We start from the raw sequence: 15381 nt of genomic DNA on the forward strand, positions 1-15381 counted from the left end.
AGCGAAAAAAAATTACTTCGCTGCGCTGGCAGGCGACATGGCTTCAGCCGGCACGGGTGCGGACGACGGTGCAGGTGCGGCGGCTGCGGGTGCAGAAGCGGCCTCAGCGGGGGCAGCTGCCGGCGCAGGTGCCGGGGTCACAACGACGGGCGCAGGTGCAGGCGCTTCTTCTTTTTTACCGCAGGCAGCCAGAGCAACGGCAGCAACGATGGCGGCCAAAACGAGGGACTTGTTCATATCGATATCCTTGATGAATGAGAGACAACTTATAAATCCGTCAAAAAAAAACCCAAATCTGACGATTCGAGTTTTTCAACGGGGGGCGAGTGATGCGAGCTCAAACTGCCCTGACGCAGAGTATATGCGGGTTTTCACCGCCGTAAAAACCCTCAATTCACAAAAAATCAGGAAAACTACCCCCCCCCATCGCCACTTTCGCCAGCGGGGTTTCAGTGCGGCGTCGCGCCAAAACATCAAATTCCCAGGGTGGTCGCCGGAAAGGCCGGGCTGCTGCGCAGCAGCTTTTCCGTCAGCCTTTCCCTCAGTGCGACGCGACGCGCCGGTTCTGACCCGGCCACACCGGTACTGCGCACCAGGTCCAGCCGTTCGAACACCCAGACCGGGCTCCAGAAGGCGCTGGGCAGGTCGCTGGCCGCCACTGCACCGCTGCCGCGACATTCAACAATGTGGGACCAGGTGCGGCGCCAGCTCACAAATCGCGCGTGCCGCCGCGTCACCTCGTCATAGTTCCGGGCCAGCATGGTCAGCGTACGCCCTGATCCTGCCCAGTCGTTGAGGGATTGCACAACACTGCGCTCACCCAGCGGCCAGTCCTCAAAGGTGGCGTCGCAAAGAATGATCTCGCGCCAACCCTCAGCGGCCGCAGCGGCGAAGCCCTGTCGCACCAGATCGGCGAATGCCGAACGCCCCTCGAAACGTCCCTGCAGCAGCGCGGGCGATGAAGGCCCGGCGGAAGGATGGAGATCGCTCATCATCGGCTCCTTGAAGGCATGAAACGCATGAAACAGAAGGCATGACGCGGGGTTCAGCAAGCCTGCGGATGCGCCAGCCAGCCGGCCGCGTGCCAGTCTGCCAGCAAGTCCAGCGCGGACGATCCCGCGCGGCCAAGGTCGGCGGCCGCGAGCCGGCGCTGGTCGGCCAGGCGTCGCATCAGGGTGGCATCAGCCCCCCTCGCGCGGTAACTCTCTCCATTGATGAACACATGCTGCGCGTCGTACATCATTCGGGTGCGCGGGTCCAGGCAGAGGCCCTCGGCGCAGCGCGGGTCCCAGCGTCCCGCCGGGTCGTCAAACCAGACCGAGGCCTTGGGCTCCGTCAGGCATTCGCCGAGCGCGCAGGCCAGTGCCAGCGGGTCTTTCAAGGCGTCATGTACCGCCTTTTGCGCAAACGCAAGCAAGCCTTCAGGCAGCGCCGCGGGCGTTGACGTTGCGGCCTGCGACGGATCGCGGTAGATGCCTTGGCTGACGGCACCGTCGTCCTCATCATCACCCGCAAAATCTGCCAGCCGCTGCAGCAGTTCACCCGCCAGCTCGGCACGTTTGGGCGCCCGAAAACCAATGGAGTAGGTCATGCAGTCCTGCGCCTTGCCGTGCTCGTCGTGCGATGACTCGGCCAGGCCGTCATGGGCATAACGCGGCGGCAGGTAAAGCATGTCGCCGGCCTCCAGCACAAACTCCTGCTCGGGCTCGAAGTTCTGCAGGATCTTCAGCGGCACACCTTCCTGCAGCGTCAGGTCTTGCTGCCGGCCAATCTTCCAGCGTCTGCGGCCGCTGGCCTGGAGCAGGAACACGTCGTAACTGTCGAAGTGCGGGCCCACGCCGCCGCCCGGCGTGGCAAATGAAATCATCAGGTCATCGAGCCGGGCGTCGGGCACAAAACGAAACTGCTGCAGCAGTTCATGGGCCCGGTGCTCGTGCAGGTCCACTCCCTGCAACAACAGGGTCCACTGCGGCCGGCTCAGGGCCGGCAGACTGCGCGGCCCGAACGGGCCCTGTTTCATGCGCCAACCGGTGGGCTGCTGGACCACGAGGCGCGACTCCACCTGTTTCTGCGCCGCCAGGTCGAACAGCTCCTTGCGGCTCAGCAAGGGCCTGAAACCGGGCATGGCCTGGCGCACCAGCAGGGGCTTTTTCTGCCAGTGGCGGCGCATGAACTGGACCGGGCTCAGACCGGCAAGAAGGGCGAGGGGTTGATTGACATCCATGGGACAATTGTCCGATGAAAATCACCCCGCAATGCGTCGTAGCCCTGACCTGGACGCTGAAAGACACCCTGGGCGAAATACTGGACGAACTCGACGAGCCGGTGGAGTTCCTTCTGGGCGGTGATGACCTGCTCGCCAAGATCGAGGAAAGCCTGCAGGGTCATGAAGCAGGCGCGGCTATCGACCTTCATCTGGAGCCTGAAAACGCTTTCGGCGACTACGATGAAAACCTTGTTTTTCTGGAAGCCCGCAAGCTGTTTCCGGCCGAACTCGAAGAAGGCCTGACCTTTGACGGCGCCGCCCTGCCCGCCGGCGTCAACCCGGACACGCCGACCGACCATATCTACACCGTGACTGAAATCTACCCCGACCATGTGGTGCTGGACGGCAACCACCCGCTGGCCGGTATTGCGATCCGCCTGAGCCTGAAGGTCGAGTCCGTGCGCGAGGCCACCGAAGCGGAAATCGGCCAAGGCTCCATGGGCACCGGCTTTTTCAAGCTGGAATCACAGGCGCCCGGCAACAACACGCTGCATTAGACCCTCCCATAAAAAAAGCTGGCCTGCTCTCACGAGCAGGCCAGCTTTTTTGTTTGGCGCCGCAGCGGCTTAACGCATGCGGTAGAGCTGGTTGTTCTCGATCTTCACGCGGTCGCCGATACGCAATTCGCCGTACGAAGGCACGTCGTACGCACGGGTGCCGCCGTTGTCCAGCTGGACCGACACGCGGTAGGTCTCATTGACAGGCTGGGTGTTGCGGTTCTTCTCGACGGCATTGCCGGCAACGGCACCACCCACAGCGCCAAGCACGGTGGCTGCGGTACGTCCGCTGCCGCCGCCGATCTGGCTGCCCACGGCTGCACCGGCCACGCCGCCGATCACCGCACCCAGACCGGTGGTCGAGGCCGGTTGTTGCGTACGCAGGACTTCCACATTGCTCACACGGCCGTATTCAATGTAGTTGCCCTGCGGGTTCTGTGCGGGATAAGTGGTTGCGGGGTAGGTCGATGCGGGGTAGGTCGCAGCCGGGTAGTTCGAACCCTGGGCCGGCTGGCTCATGGGCGCAGCGCAGGCGGCAAGCCCGGCGACCACAACCACGGATGAAACGACGGAAACAAGGCGGGAAGCTTGACGCATGGAAATCTCCTGTGTGTGAACGTTCAAAGGACCCAACGCATCCTTCGGTTGAAGGACAATTTGCCGGAGGACCCTGCAACACTGATTACAACCAAGCCGGGCCTTCGCGAGGGTGGGGTCCCAGGCTGTCCCGGCGTGGGAGCCGGCTGCCGGCCGGTGTAGGAAAAGCCTGACGCCCCGCCTTGTCCGCTCAGAGAGCGGGAGGCCTCTCAGGCCTTGCCGGTGGAGCCGTAGCCGCCTTCGCCGCGCTGGCTGGTAGCGGCAAAATCATCGACCACGTTGAACTCGGCCTGCACCACGGGAACGATGACCAACTGGGCGATACGCTCCATCGGGGCTATCGTGAAAGCGACATCGCTGCGGTTCCAGGCGCTGACCATGAGCTGGCCCTGGTAGTCGCTGTCGATCAGCCCGACCAGGTTGCCAAGCACGATGCCGTGTTTGTGCCCCAGCCCCGAGCGCGGCAGGATCATGGCCGCATAGGCGGGGTTGTGCAGATGAATCGCCAGTCCGGTGGGCACCAGTTGCCAGGCGTTGGGCTGCAGCGTGAGCGGTTCCTGCAGGCAGGCGCGCAGGTCCAGTCCGGCGCTGCCGGGCGTGGCATAAGCCGGCAGGTTGCCGCGCAGGCGGTCGTCGATGATCCTGACGTCGATTTTCATGTCACTTGCCTTGTTTGAATTCTTTGGCGGTCTGCTCTGCCAGCGTGCGCAGACGCGACCTGATCAGTTCCGGGGAATATTTTTTAAACCGGTAAAACGCCCACCCCGCAAAAGCGATCAGCAGCGGCAGGGTCAACAGGCCGGCGCGCGGAACGAGCGCGGAAATCAGCTGCAGCGCAATCCAGCCGATCAGCACCCATCTGCCCACCGTCCACAAGGACGGCCCGGCCGGCCGGGCCGGCGCCGCGTCATTGACGGCCTCCCGCCGTGGCTGCGCGGCGGCCCCGGCCATCAGGCCGGGGCCCGGCTGCGCCTCCGGCCTCGTCTGCCTGGCCAGAGCAGTCGCTGCCGCGGTGGCACTGAGTTTTTCCACATACCGGGCAAAGTCGCCGTCGGGCGGGGTGTCGGAAGGCAGTTGCACCGTGCGTCACCCTGCCCGTTGGATCCGGCTGGCGATCTCTGCCACCAGTTGCCGCGCCAGCGACAGCTTGGAAGCACGCGCCAGTTCCCGGCTGCCCTGCGCATCGACCAGCAGCAGGGCGTTGTCATCCCGGCCAAAAGTGGCCGGACCGATGTTGCCGACCAGCAGCGGCACGCCCTTGCGCCGGCGCTTGGCCTGCGCGTTGTCCGCCAGGTCGTGACTCTCGGCGGCAAAACCCACGCAGAACAGCTCCCCCGACCGGGCGCGCGGCGATTGCGCCACGGTCGCCAGGATGTCGGGGTTCTCGGTGAAAGCCAGCTGGGGCGCCTGGCCCGAGCCGTCTTTTTTGATCTTGCGCTCCGCGCTGCTCGCCGGTCGCCAGTCGGCCACGGCTGCAGTTGCTATAAAAACAGTAGCTGCCGGCGCTTGTTGCATAACGGCTTCAAGCATGTTTTGTGCTGACTTGACATCGATGCGGGTGACGCCGCGCGGTGTGCTCAAGCTCACCGGCCCGGCCACCAGCGTGACCTCGGCGCCAGCCTCGCGCGCGGCGCGAGCCACCGCAAACCCCATCTTGCCGCTCGACAGGTTGGTGATGCCGCGCACCGGATCGATGGCCTCGTAGGTCGGTCCCGCCGTCACCAGCACCTGCTGGCCGGCCAGCACCTTGGGGGTGAAAAAGGCAATGATGTCCTCGAGCAGTTCGGGCGGCTCCAGCATGCGCCCGTCGCCGGTTTCGCCGCAGGCCTGGAAACCGCTGCCCACGCCCAGAATGGTTGCGCCATCGCCAGAGAGCTGCGCCATGTTGCGCTGGGTCGCGGGGTGGGCCCACATTTCACGGTTCATCGCCGGTGCGATCAGCAGCGGCACGGCGGCTATCGGCCGGGCCAGGCACATCAGGCTGAGCAGGTCGTCGGCACGCCCGTGCAGCAGCTTGGCCATGAAGTCTGCGCTGCACGGTGCGATCAGGATGGCGTCAGCCTCGCGGCTGAGGTTGATGTGCGCCATGTTGTTGGCCTCCCGGCTGTCCCACTGGCTGGTGTAGACCGGCCGGCCGCTGAGCGCCTGCAGCGTCACCGCCGTGATGAACTGCTCGGCGGCCTCGGTCATCACCACCTGCACGGTGGCGCCCTGCTTGATCAGCGCGCGGCACAATTCTGCCGCCTTGTAGCAGGCAATGCCGCCCGACAGGCCCAGCACGATGTGTTTGCCGGCCAGATCGCCAACATTGACGGGGTCTTGTTCGATTGCTTGCTGCGTCATGCCCCGCAATGTATCCCAGTTTGTCCGCATCACTGACGGCGCGAACCGGGGCGGACGCAGACTCACCCGTATAATCCCGGTTTACCACCTAAGCGAACTTGCGGTTCGTACCTGACATGACCAAATTTGTCTTCGTCACCGGCGGTGTGGTGTCTTCCCTGGGCAAGGGAATCGCCTCAGCCTCCCTGGCAGCGATCCTTGAATCGCGAGGCCTCAAAGTCACTTTAATCAAGCTGGACCCCTACCTCAACGTCGATCCCGGCACGATGTCGCCGTTCCAGCACGGCGAAGTGTTTGTCACCGACGACGGCGCGGAAACCGACCTGGACCTGGGCCACTACGAGCGTTTTGTCGAGACGCGCATGCGCAAGGCCAACAATTTCACGACCGGCCAGATCTACAAAAGCGTGCTTGAAAAAGAACGCCGCGGCGACTACCTCGGCAAGACCGTGCAGGTCATCCCGCACGTCACCAACGAAATCCAGGAATTCATCAAGCGCGGCGCCGGTTACGACACGCCGCAGGCGGTGGACGTTGCGATTGTCGAAATCGGCGGCACGGTCGGCGACATCGAGTCGCTGCCCTTCCTCGAGGCGGTGCGTCAGATGAGCCTGCGCCTGGGCGCCAACAACACGGCCTTTGTGCACCTGAGCTATGTGCCCTGGATCGCTGCCGCGGGCGAGCTCAAGACCAAGCCGACCCAGCACACCGCCAAACAGCTGCGCGAAATCGGCATCCAGGCCGATGTGCTGCTGTGCCGCGCCGACCGCCCCATCCCCAGCGAAGAGCGTGAAAAGATCTCGCTGTTCTCCAACGTGCCCGAGTGGGGCGTGATTTCCATGTGGGACGTGGACACGATTTACAAGGTGCCGCGCATGCTGCACGAGCAGGGCCTGGACGGGCTGATCTGCGACAAGCTGCGCCTGAACACACCGCCAGCCAACCTCAAGCGCTGGGACGACCTGGTTTACGAAACCGCGCATCCGGCCAATGAAGTGCACATTGCCATGGTCGGCAAGTACGTGGACCTGTCGGACAGCTACAAGTCGCTCAACGAGGCGATTCGCCACGCCGGCATGAAAAACCATGCCAAGGTGGTCATCGAGTACGTCGATTCGGAAACCCTGACACAGGACAACGTCTCGCGCCTGGCCAAGTTCGACGGCATCCTGGTGCCCGGCGGCTTCGGCGTACGCGGCGTGGAAGGCAAGATCTGCGCGGCGCGTTTTGCACGCGAAAACAAGGTGCCTTACCTCGGCATCTGCCTGGGCATGCAGGTCGCCACCATCGAGTTTGCACGACATGTGGCGGGCCTGAAGGACGCCAACAGCACCGAGTTCGACCCCGGCACAACGCACCCGGTCATCGCGCTGATCACCGAGTGGAAAGACGAAGACGGCACCATCAAGACGCGCAACGAACAGTCCGACCTGGGCGGCACCATGCGCCTGGGTGCGCAAAGCTCCGACGTCGCCAAGGACACGTTGGCGCACAGGATTTATGGCGACGTGGTCACCGAGCGGCACCGCCACCGCTACGAAGCCAACGTCCACTACCTCGACCGGCTGCGTGACGCCGGCCTGGTGATCTCGGCACTGACCCAGCGCGAACACCTGACAGAAATTGTCGAGCTGCCGCAAAACGTGCACCCCTGGTTCATCGGCGTGCAGTTCCACCCTGAATTCAAGTCCACGCCCTGGGCAGGCCACCCGCTGTTCAACGCCTACGTGAAAGCCGCACTGGACCACCAGGCGGCCGGAAAAACACTGAAAGTCGTAGCATGAAGCTTTGTGGTTTCGAGATCGGCCTCGATCAGCCGTTTTTCCTGATCGCCGGCCCCTGTGTCGTCGAGTCCGAGCAACTGCAGATGGACACGGCCGGCACGCTGAAGGAAATCACGGCTTCGCTGGGCATTCCCTTCATCTTCAAGTCCAGCTACGACAAGGCCAACCGCTCCAGCGGCACCAGCTTTCGCGGCCCCGGCATGGAAAAAGGCCTGGAGATCCTGGCCAAGGTCAAACGCGAGCTGAACCTGCCCATCCTGACCGATGTGCATTCGGAGTCCGAGATTGCCGCCGTGGCGGCCGTGGTGGATGTACTGCAGACGCCGGCCTTTCTGTGCAGGCAGACCGACTTCATCCACGCGGTGGCGCAATCGGGCAAGCCGGTCAACATCAAGAAGGGCCAGTTTCTTGCGCCCGGCGACATGAAAAACGTGATTGACAAGGCCCGGGCAGCAGCGCGTGAAAAAGGCCTGAACGACGACAATTTCATGGCCTGCGAACGTGGTGCGAGTTTTGGCTACAACAACCTGGTCAGCGACATGCGCAGCCTGGCCATCATGCGCGAGACCGGTGCGCCCGTGGTGTTTGACGCCACCCATTCCGTGCAGTTGCCCGGCGGCCAGGGCACCAGCAGCGGCGGCCAGCGCGAGATGGTGCCGGTGCTGGCCCGCGCCGCCGTCGCGGTCGGCATTGCGGGCATCTTCATGGAAACCCATCCGGACCCGTCCAAGGCCATGAGTGACGGCCCGAACGCCGTCCCGCTCAAACACATGATGGCCTTGCTGGAGACGCTGCTCGAACTCGACCGCGTCACCAAGAAGAACGGCTTCCTGGAAAACAATTTCAGCGCCTGAGCCACACACACACACACACACACACACACAAACAACAACAACAACAACAACAATAACCAGAGACACGCATGACACCTGCCTACATCATCGTTGACATGAAGATCACTGATCCCGAGCAGTACAAGCAGTACATGGCAGCCGCCCCCGCCGCCGTGGCCGCCGCCGGTGGTGAATACCTGGTGCGTGGCGGCAAGTTCGAGACTCTGGAAGGCCACTGGCAGCCCGCGCGTATTGCGATGCTGCGCTTTCCCAGCTTCGAGAAGGCGAAAACCTTCTACGACGACGAGATGTACCGTGCCGCGCGCGCCAGGCGTGCCGGCGCCACCGAGTTTTTCAATATGGTGCTGGTCGAAGGCGTTGCCGCGCCGGTCTGATATCCCCTCTACTTAAAAGGAACCTAATGAGCGCAATTGTTGATATCGTCGGCCGCGAAATCCTCGACAGCCGGGGCAACCCCACGGTCGAGTGCGACGTCCTGCTGGAGTCGGGTGTGATGGGCCGCGCCGCCGTGCCCTCGGGTGCCTCCACCGGCTCGCGCGAAGCCATCGAACTGCGCGACGGCGACACCTCGCGTTACCTCGGCAAGGGCGTGCTCAAGGCGGTCGAGTACATCAACACCGAAATCTCCGAAGCCGTTCTGGGCCTGGACGCCAGCGAGCAGGCCTTCCTGGACCGCACGCTGATCGACCTGGACGGCACCGAGAACAAGTCCCGCCTGGGCGCCAATGCGATGCTGGCCGTCAGCATGGCCGTGGCACGCGCCGCTGCCGAGGAAGCCGGCCTGCCGCTGTACCGCTACTTCGGCGGCATGGGCGCGATGCAGATGCCGGTGCCCATGATGAACGTGATCAACGGCGGCGCGCACGCCAACAACAGCCTGGACCTGCAGGAGTTCATGATCGTGCCGGTGGGCGCGCCGAGCTTTCGCGAAGCCCTGCGCTGGGGCGCCGAAGTGTTCCACGCACTGAAGAAAATCCTGCACGACCGGGGCATCAGCACCGCCGTGGGCGACGAAGGCGGCTTTGCGCCCAGCGTTGAAAACCACGAAGCAGCCATTGCGCTGATTCTCGAAGCCATCGACAAGGCCGGCTACACCGCCGGCGACCAGATCGCCCTGGCGCTGGACTGCGCCGCCAGCGAGTTCTACAAGGACGGCCTGTATGTGCTCGAAGGCGAAGGCGGCCTGCAACTCAATGCCCAGCAGTGGACCGACATGCTCGCCACCTGGTGCGACAAGTACCCCATCATCAGCATCGAAGACGGCATGCATGAGGGCGACTGGGACGGCTGGAAAATCCTGACCGAGCGCCTGGGCAAGCAGGTGCAGCTGGTCGGCGACGACCTGTTTGTCACCAACACCAAAATCCTCAAGGAAGGCATCGACAAGAACATTGCCAACTCCATCCTCATCAAGATCAACCAGATCGGCACCTTGAGCGAAACCTTTGCCGCCATCGAGATGGCCAAACGCGCCGGCTACACCGCCGTGATTTCGCACCGTTCCGGCGAGACCGAAGACGCCACCATTGCCGACATCGCGGTCGGCACCAACGCCGGCCAGATCAAGACCGGTTCACTGAGCCGCTCGGACCGCATGGCCAAGTACAACCAGTTGCTGCGCATCGAAGAAGACCTGGGCGACATCGCGACCTACCCCGGCCGCGCTGCCTTCTACAACCTGCGCTAACCTCACCAGCAGATCGTGGGAAACCGCGTCGTCCCCGCCCTCCTGATTGCGCTGCTGGTCATCGTGCATGCGCAACTCTGGGTGGGCCGGGGCAGCCTTCCCAGCGTCAACGAGATGCAGCGCAGGCTCAGTGAGCAGATCGCCAAAAACGTGCAGGCGCAGGCCGACAACGAGCGCCTGGCTGCCGAGGTCAAAGACCTGCGCGAAGGCCTGGAGATGGTGGAAGAAAAAGCGCGCCAAGAGCTGGGCATGGTCAAGCCCAATGAAATTTTTGTACAGATTGCGCCCTGAGCGCAGCCAGTGTGCTATTTTTTCAATAGCTGATGGCGCTTTATCCATAAGGGCTGGAGCCTGATTTGACGCATGATCCGGCAGCCCGCCAGGAAGCCGGGCCGGAGGCGTGCCGCATCGCGCTGCTGGGCGCAGCGGGAACCGGCAAGACCCGGCTGGCTGGCGAACTGAGGGCGGCACTGGACGGCCGCACCGCTCTCCTTCCCACCCTGATTGCCGACAACCCGCCGTTGGCTTCCGTGATGCCAGCCCGTGCCGGCGCACCAGCAGACCCCCGCCACTTCGGTTTCGATCAAGTCCTGCTCCTGGGCCTGGACCTGCCTGCGCCCGCCGGTCTCGCGGTGACCCAGGAAGCGGTTGACCGGCACCTGCGCCAGCAGCTTGCCAACGCGGGTGTGCCCTACACCGTGGTTTACGGCCTCGGGCCGCAGCGCCTGAGCCATGCCCTGGGTGCACTGCGGACGCTGCTGGACGGCCACCAGCCGTCTGCGCCGGGGGCTGGTGACGACGAGGCGCGCCGTCCCTGGGTCTGGGCCTGCGACACCTGCAGCGATCCGGCCTGCGAACGCCGCCTGCTCAGCGACCTGATGGCCCGCCGGGCGCCCTGAGGGCAACCGGCATGGCCACTACTGCACCGTAGGCGCGGGCGGCAGCTGGCTTTCCTGCCGGGTGAAAATCTGCGCGGCATCGACCGGGTCGAACCCGTACTGCGCACCGCAGAACTCGCAGCCCACGTCGATGCGCCCCTGCTCGGCGATGATGCTTTCCACCTCGGCCGTGCCCAGGCTGCGCAGCATGCCGCTGACTCGCTCCTGCGAACAGCTGCAGGCAAAGGTCGGTGTGTTCGGCACAAACCGCGTGATTTTTTCTTCCCAGAACAGGCGGTGCAGAATGGTGTCGGCATCCAGCGTCAGCAACTCCTCGCGCTTGAGCGTGCCGGCCAGCAGCGCAATGCGTTTGTAGTCCTCGTTGCGGCCGATCTGGTCCTCGTCGGCGTCCCGGTCGCGCTGGCTTTCCAGGTTGCCCTCGCCCTTGACCGGCAGGCGCTGGATCAGCAGGCCGGCAGCGACCTGCCCGTCGGCCGCCAGAATCAACCGGGTGTCGAGCTGCTCGCTTTGCAGCATGTAGTGCTCCAGCACTTCGCCGAGGTTTTCGAGCTTTTCATGCTGGTCGCCAAACAGCGGCACCACGCCCTGGTAGGGCTGCTGGCCGGGCAGCCGGTCTTTCGGGTCCAGCGTGATCGCGCAGCGGCCCTGGTTGCTGACGTTGACGAGACGGCTCAAGGTGTCGCCCGGCAGCACCTCACCGGTCACGGTGGCGGTGGCGCGCAGGCTCAGGTCGGGCTGGACTTCGGCCACGGCCAGCTTGACCGGGCCGTCCCCGAAAATCTGCAGGACCAGCGCGCCGTTGAACTTGATGTTGCCCTGCATCAGCGCGCCGGCCGCCGTCATTTCGCCGAGCAGCTGCAGGACTTCGGGCGGGTAACCGCCGCCGGCCTCGCGCCGTTTGAGGATCTCCTGCCAGGCGTCGGTCAGGCGCACCAGCATGCCGCGCACCGGCAGGCCGTCGAAAATAAACTTGTGTAATTCAGACATCAATCAATCTTTTTGAAGCCGGCTCTGTAACGCCGCGCATTCTCTACATAGTGCCGGGCGCTCATTTTTAAACCCTCGATCTGCTCGGGCGTCAGCTGCCGCACGGCCTTGGCCGGGCTGCCGAGGATCATGGATCCGTCGGGAAACTCCTTGCCTTCGGTCACCAGCGAGCCGGCGCCGACCAGGCAGTTCCTGCCGATTTTTGCGCCGTTGAGCACCACGGCCTGGATGCCGATCAACGACCCGTCGCCGATGGTGCAGCCGTGCAGCATGACCTGGTGGCCCACGGTGACGTTGTCGCCGATGGACAGCGGCATGCCCATGTCGGCATGCAGGACGCTGTTGTCCTGGATGTTGGAGCCCTTGCCCACGCGAATGGTTTCGGTGTCGCCGCGAATCACCACGCCGAACCAGACGCTGCTGTCCTCGGCCAGTGTCACATTACCCATGACCTGCGCGCTGTCGGCGACCCAGGCAGATTCATGAACGGCAGGAGTCAGGTCGTCGAGTTGGTAGAGGGCCATGGTTCTTGGTGAAGTGAGGGGAAAGGGGCCGCTGGCGCGGCGGGGCGCGGCGGCAAGAGCCCCAATTGTAGGCAGGCATCCGCCACCTGTCTCAGCCGGGCACCGCCCGCATGCTGCGCGCTATCGCCGACAATCCGGCCATGACGGCGACACCCAGACCCCCCGAACTGCGCCAGCAGGCCCTGCAGGCGCTGATGGAACCCGATCCACAGCAAAAGGTGCTGCTGGCCCAATCCCTGTGGGCGCAAGCAGCTACTCTTTCGATAGCATTTCAAGACCCGCCCGAGGCGCCTGCCGGCCTGCCCGGCTGCCCGGCGCGGCCCGAGCTGCGTTCCCACCTGGATGTGCCCAAGCGTTCACCCTTCACCCCGGAGGGCCTGGCCGCTCTGCTGCACGCGGTGACACACATCGAGTTCAACGCGATCAACCTGGCACTCGACGCCGCGTGGCGCTTTGACGGCATGCCGCGGGCCTATTACCTCGACTGGCTCAGGGTCGCCGCGGAAGAGGCCCACCACTTCAGTCTGCTGCGCGAGCACCTGCAGACCCTGGGTTTTGACTACGGTGACTTTCCCGCCCACACCGGCCTGTGGGACATGACCGAAAAAACCACCGGCGACGTGCTCGCGCGCATGGCGCTGGTGCCGCGCACGCTGGAAGCCCGCGGGCTGGACGCCACCCCCGCGATGCAGGCCAAACTGCGCCGGGTCGGCAGCCCCGCCGCCCTGCGTGCGGTCGCCATTCTGGACATCATCCTGCGCGACGAGATCGGCCACGTCGCCATCGGCAACCATTGGTACCGTCACCTGTGCAGCCAACGCGGGCTGGACCCGGTCGCCACCTACGCCGAACTGGCCGCCCGCTACGAAGCCCCCGCGCTGAGAGGCCCGTTCAACCTGAGCGCCCGGCGCGCCGCCGGGTTTGACGAGGCCGAACTGGCGCAACTAGGTTCTCCAGGCAGAACCTCGGCGACATTCTCTCGATAGTCAAGCACCTCAGCGGGAATAAAACCAAAGCCAGGACAAGCCCACCGCCGCCAGCGAACAAATCGACAATGCAACGAGGAACAGACAAGCGCCGACGGGGTGCTTGTCCATTGTTGCGATCAGCTTCGATGGGCCGGGCAGGTTTTGAAATTCAATATTCATAGGCCAAAGCGTAAAGCATCGGGTCATTTTTGCGGTGGTTAAAGCTGTGGATAAGCGCGGGAAATGCGGTGGAAAACCGGGCCATAGGTGGGTATAAAACCTACCACTGCCAGCGAATACCTAGAAATGGCTTTGCTAGGCTCGTTTTCAGTGGATAAACAGCGCTGCCTTAACTTGTCAAAACGTCACCACGATATTCGTTGATTGCCATGCTCTCAACCCGAGTAGTTTCTACAGGTCATTAATTTCAACCCAAGGGCCGTTGTCCCCCCCTTTGATGCATGTCAACACCCAAGGGTGAACTGCGGCTGACACTGGTTCGGTAATTTTTCCCGCAGCGCGAGGGCACGGAACACCGGCAGGCTGGCGCAGGATTGGGTACTATTTCGCCTTCAGACCGTCAAGTCGCTGAAATCGCAGAGGAGGGTTGGCAATGATCCGGCATCTCGTTCCCCTGATTGAGTCTCAAATCGTGCGCCTGCCGTCGCCGGTGGCCGTGCAGCTGCCTGCGGGCCAGGTGCTGGGCCCGCCCGACGCCCCGGTCAAGATGTTGTTTTCCCATTGGTCCAGCCTGACCCGGCTGCGGGCCGGCCAGATCGGCGCGCTGGCCGAGGAGTTTGTCGAGGGCAAGCTGCATCTGGAAGGCCGCATGCGCGACGTGATGGCGGTGGCGGTCAGCCTGCTGCCGGCCAACCCGGTGCACATCGACGCTGGCTGGTGGAACACCCTGCAGCGCCAGATCCGGGCGCTGCGGGCCCATACGCCGGAAAAAGACGCCGAGCAGATCCAGTTTCACTACGATGTCTCGGACGACTTCTACGCCCTGTGGCTGGACCCGCGCCGCGTCTATTCCTGCGCCTACTACCGGGACAACAGCATGAACCTGGCCCAGGCCCAGGAAGCCAAGCTTGATCACATCTGCCGCAAACTGATGCTGCAGCCCGGCGAACGCTTTCTCGATATCGGGGCCGGCTGGGGCGGCCTGCTGCTGTGGGCCGCCGAACATTACGGCGTGGACGCCACCGGCATCACGCTGTCGAAAAACCAGCATGCCCATGTGCAGCGCCAGATCGCGGACAAGGGCCTGCAGGGCCGGGTCCGGATGGAATTGCGCGACTACCGCCACCTTGACGAGAGCCAGCCCTTTGACAAGATTTCATCGGTGGGCATGTTCGAACATGTGGGTCGCAGCAACATGACGGCGTATTTCAACAAGATCCTGCGTCTGCTGGCACCGGGCGGGCTGGTCCTGAACCACGGCATCACCGCCGGCGGGCCCGACAACGACCAGCTCGGCGCGGGCATGGGCGACTTCATCGAGAAATACATTTTCCCCGGCGGGCAACTGCTGCATGTCAGCGACGTGCTCGACCACATGGCGCGCGGCGGGCTGGAAATGGTCGATACCGAAAACCTGCGGCCGCACTATGCGCGCACGCTGTGGGACTGGTCCGATGCCCTGGAAGCCCGGCTGGAGGCGGCGCAGCAGGTGCTGGCCGCTGGCCACGGCGGCAGTGCGCTCGGCGACAAGACCCTGCGTGCCTACCGCCTCTATCTGGCTGGCAGCGCCATGAGCTTCGAGCAGGGCTGGCTCTCGCTGCACCAGATGCTGGCGACACGGCCGCAGACTGACCAGCCAGACGAAAAAATCAGGGGCGCCCGTAGCCGCTACCCCTTCCGGCGGGACTACATGTATGCGCGGCCAGCCACCGCGGGCAGCGCGCCGGGCTGAACGGCCCGGGTTACGGAAATGATCGAAAAAATCGGTTAAATCTTCCGCCAGGCCTTATGCCAC

19 protein-coding genes are annotated in these 15381 nt (G+C 63.9%); 9 read left to right on the top strand and 10 right to left on the bottom strand.

The annotated features are described in order from the left end of the window. Positions 1-12: 12 nt before the first annotated feature. The 3 genes from PSV26_RS18935 to PSV26_RS18945 all read right to left on the bottom strand — a co-directional run bounded on the left by PSV26_RS18935 (position 13) and on the right by PSV26_RS18945 (position 2224). Positions 13-237, bottom strand: a complete 225-nt coding sequence (locus tag PSV26_RS18935) for a hypothetical protein (RefSeq protein ID WP_300512862.1) — start codon at positions 235-237, stop codon at positions 13-15. A 236-nt stretch (positions 238-473) separates the two neighbouring features. Then, positions 474-992: a hypothetical protein gene (locus PSV26_RS18940; RefSeq protein ID WP_300573014.1), complete on the bottom strand. Its 519-nt coding sequence runs from the start codon at positions 990-992 to the stop codon at positions 474-476. A 53-nt stretch (positions 993-1045) separates the two neighbouring features. Further along, a complete protein-coding gene (locus tag PSV26_RS18945) occupies positions 1046-2224 on the bottom strand; it encodes a cupin domain-containing protein (protein WP_300512866.1) in 1179 nt (392 codons plus the stop codon). A 14-nt stretch (positions 2225-2238) separates the two neighbouring features. Between PSV26_RS18945 and PSV26_RS18950 the strand changes: the two genes are divergently transcribed. Beyond that, positions 2239-2763: a peptidylprolyl isomerase gene (locus tag PSV26_RS18950; protein WP_300512868.1), complete on the top strand. Its 525-nt coding sequence runs from the start codon at positions 2239-2241 to the stop codon at positions 2761-2763. A gap of 69 nt (positions 2764-2832) precedes the next feature. On the opposite strand, the gene PSV26_RS18955 is transcribed toward PSV26_RS18950, so the two are convergent. From PSV26_RS18955 to coaBC, 4 genes are all read right to left on the bottom strand, one after another. Next, positions 2833-3360 carry a glycine zipper 2TM domain-containing protein gene (locus PSV26_RS18955; protein WP_300512870.1) on the bottom strand — a complete coding sequence of 176 codons (528 nt, stop codon included), beginning with the start codon at positions 3358-3360 and terminating at the stop codon, positions 2833-2835. A gap of 209 nt (positions 3361-3569) precedes the next feature. Then, positions 3570-4019: a dUTP diphosphatase gene (gene dut / locus PSV26_RS18960; RefSeq protein WP_300512872.1), complete on the bottom strand. Its 450-nt coding sequence runs from the start codon at positions 4017-4019 to the stop codon at positions 3570-3572. A gap of 1 nt (position 4020) precedes the next feature. Next, positions 4021-4440 carry a hypothetical protein gene (locus PSV26_RS18965; protein ID WP_300512874.1) on the bottom strand — a complete coding sequence of 140 codons (420 nt, stop codon included), beginning with the start codon at positions 4438-4440 and terminating at the stop codon, positions 4021-4023. Between the two features lie 6 nt (positions 4441-4446). Then, on the bottom strand, positions 4447-5703 hold the full coding sequence (coaBC, locus tag PSV26_RS18970) for a bifunctional phosphopantothenoylcysteine decarboxylase/phosphopantothenate--cysteine ligase CoaBC (protein ID WP_300573016.1): 1257 nt from the start codon (positions 5701-5703) through the stop codon (positions 4447-4449). A 116-nt stretch (positions 5704-5819) separates the two neighbouring features. Here coaBC and PSV26_RS18975 point away from each other — a divergent pair, with 116 nt between their 5' ends. The 6 genes from PSV26_RS18975 to PSV26_RS19000 all read left to right on the top strand — a co-directional run bounded on the left by PSV26_RS18975 (position 5820) and on the right by PSV26_RS19000 (position 10927). Continuing rightward, on the top strand, positions 5820-7487 hold the full coding sequence (locus tag PSV26_RS18975; RefSeq protein WP_300512878.1) for a CTP synthase: 1668 nt from the start codon (positions 5820-5822) through the stop codon (positions 7485-7487). Then, positions 7484-8341: a 3-deoxy-8-phosphooctulonate synthase gene (kdsA, locus tag PSV26_RS18980; RefSeq protein ID WP_300512880.1), complete on the top strand. Its 858-nt coding sequence runs from the start codon at positions 7484-7486 to the stop codon at positions 8339-8341. The genes PSV26_RS18975 and kdsA overlap by 4 nt, the downstream gene beginning before the upstream one ends. A gap of 68 nt (positions 8342-8409) precedes the next feature. Beyond that, a complete protein-coding gene (locus tag PSV26_RS18985) occupies positions 8410-8715 on the top strand; it encodes a DUF1330 domain-containing protein (RefSeq protein ID WP_300512882.1) in 306 nt (101 codons plus the stop codon). Positions 8716-8741: 26 nt separating this feature from the next. After that, positions 8742-10028 (top strand): phosphopyruvate hydratase, encoded by a 1287-nt coding sequence (gene eno, locus PSV26_RS18990; protein WP_300573019.1) that lies wholly within the window; start codon positions 8742-8744, stop codon positions 10026-10028. A gap of 15 nt (positions 10029-10043) precedes the next feature. Beyond that, positions 10044-10319 carry a septum formation initiator family protein gene (locus tag PSV26_RS18995; protein WP_300573021.1) on the top strand — a complete coding sequence of 92 codons (276 nt, stop codon included), beginning with the start codon at positions 10044-10046 and terminating at the stop codon, positions 10317-10319. A 65-nt stretch (positions 10320-10384) separates the two neighbouring features. Further along, positions 10385-10927 (top strand): hypothetical protein, encoded by a 543-nt coding sequence (locus PSV26_RS19000; protein WP_300573024.1) that lies wholly within the window; start codon positions 10385-10387, stop codon positions 10925-10927. A gap of 18 nt (positions 10928-10945) precedes the next feature. On the opposite strand, the gene PSV26_RS19005 is transcribed toward PSV26_RS19000, so the two are convergent. Together PSV26_RS19005 and PSV26_RS19010 are read right to left on the bottom strand one after the other, a co-directional pair. Then, positions 10946-11914, bottom strand: coding sequence for an Hsp33 family molecular chaperone HslO (locus PSV26_RS19005; RefSeq protein WP_300573027.1), 969 nt, complete (start codon positions 11912-11914; stop codon positions 10946-10948). Beyond that, positions 11914-12438 carry a gamma carbonic anhydrase family protein gene (locus PSV26_RS19010; protein ID WP_300573029.1) on the bottom strand — a complete coding sequence of 175 codons (525 nt, stop codon included), beginning with the start codon at positions 12436-12438 and terminating at the stop codon, positions 11914-11916. Before PSV26_RS19010 ends, PSV26_RS19005 begins: the two co-directional genes overlap by 1 nt. 110 nt (positions 12439-12548) lie before the next feature. On the opposite strand from PSV26_RS19010, the gene PSV26_RS19015 reads away from it, so the two are divergent. Beyond that, entirely contained in the window at positions 12549-13424 is an 876-nt protein-coding gene (locus tag PSV26_RS19015; protein ID WP_300573031.1) for a ferritin-like domain-containing protein, read from the top strand. A gap of 9 nt (positions 13425-13433) precedes the next feature. Here the strand turns inward: PSV26_RS19015 and PSV26_RS19020 are convergent, their stop codons facing one another. Next, complete coding sequence (locus tag PSV26_RS19020) at positions 13434-13586, bottom strand: hypothetical protein (RefSeq protein WP_300573034.1); 153 nt, start codon at positions 13584-13586, stop codon at positions 13434-13436. 433 nt (positions 13587-14019) lie between these two features. Here PSV26_RS19020 and PSV26_RS19025 point away from each other — a divergent pair, with 433 nt between their 5' ends. After that, the gene (locus tag PSV26_RS19025) at positions 14020-15318 is read left to right on the top strand and encodes a class I SAM-dependent methyltransferase (protein WP_300512897.1); all 1299 of its coding nucleotides are present in this window, start codon (positions 14020-14022) and stop codon (positions 15316-15318) included. Positions 15319-15381 lie beyond the last annotated feature (63 nt).

Source organism: Polaromonas sp. (assembly GCF_029945685.1).
GTDB lineage: Bacteria > Pseudomonadota > Gammaproteobacteria > Burkholderiales > Burkholderiaceae_C > Polaromonas.

Excerpts from the sequence above, each read along its gene's own strand:
- PSV26_RS18950 (WP_300512868.1), top strand. The coding sequence starts at position 2,239 with ATGAAAATCACCCCGCAATGCGTCGTAGCCCTGACCTGGACGCTGAAA.
- PSV26_RS18935 (WP_300512862.1), bottom strand. The coding sequence starts at position 237 with ATGAACAAGTCCCTCGTTTTGGCCGCCATCGTTGCTGCCGTTGCTCTG.
- PSV26_RS18955 (WP_300512870.1), bottom strand. The coding sequence starts at position 3,360 with ATGCGTCAAGCTTCCCGCCTTGTTTCCGTCGTTTCATCCGTGGTTGTG.
- PSV26_RS18945 (WP_300512866.1), bottom strand. The coding sequence starts at position 2,224 with ATGGATGTCAATCAACCCCTCGCCCTTCTTGCCGGTCTGAGCCCGGTC.
- PSV26_RS19010 (WP_300573029.1), bottom strand. The coding sequence starts at position 12,438 with ATGGCCCTCTACCAACTCGACGACCTGACTCCTGCCGTTCATGAATCT.
- PSV26_RS18985 (WP_300512882.1), top strand. The coding sequence starts at position 8,410 with ATGACACCTGCCTACATCATCGTTGACATGAAGATCACTGATCCCGAG.
- eno (WP_300573019.1), top strand. The coding sequence starts at position 8,742 with ATGAGCGCAATTGTTGATATCGTCGGCCGCGAAATCCTCGACAGCCGG.
- coaBC (WP_300573016.1), bottom strand. The coding sequence starts at position 5,703 with ATGACGCAGCAAGCAATCGAACAAGACCCCGTCAATGTTGGCGATCTG.
- dut (WP_300512872.1), bottom strand. The coding sequence starts at position 4,019 with ATGAAAATCGACGTCAGGATCATCGACGACCGCCTGCGCGGCAACCTG.
- PSV26_RS19015 (WP_300573031.1), top strand. The coding sequence starts at position 12,549 with ATGCTGCGCGCTATCGCCGACAATCCGGCCATGACGGCGACACCCAGA.
- PSV26_RS19025 (WP_300512897.1), top strand. The coding sequence starts at position 14,020 with ATGATCCGGCATCTCGTTCCCCTGATTGAGTCTCAAATCGTGCGCCTG.
- PSV26_RS19020 (WP_300573034.1), bottom strand. The coding sequence starts at position 13,586 with ATGAATATTGAATTTCAAAACCTGCCCGGCCCATCGAAGCTGATCGCA.
- PSV26_RS18940 (WP_300573014.1), bottom strand. The coding sequence starts at position 992 with ATGAGCGATCTCCATCCTTCCGCCGGGCCTTCATCGCCCGCGCTGCTG.
- PSV26_RS19005 (WP_300573027.1), bottom strand. The coding sequence starts at position 11,914 with ATGTCTGAATTACACAAGTTTATTTTCGACGGCCTGCCGGTGCGCGGC.
- PSV26_RS18975 (WP_300512878.1), top strand. The coding sequence starts at position 5,820 with ATGACCAAATTTGTCTTCGTCACCGGCGGTGTGGTGTCTTCCCTGGGC.
- kdsA (WP_300512880.1), top strand. The coding sequence starts at position 7,484 with ATGAAGCTTTGTGGTTTCGAGATCGGCCTCGATCAGCCGTTTTTCCTG.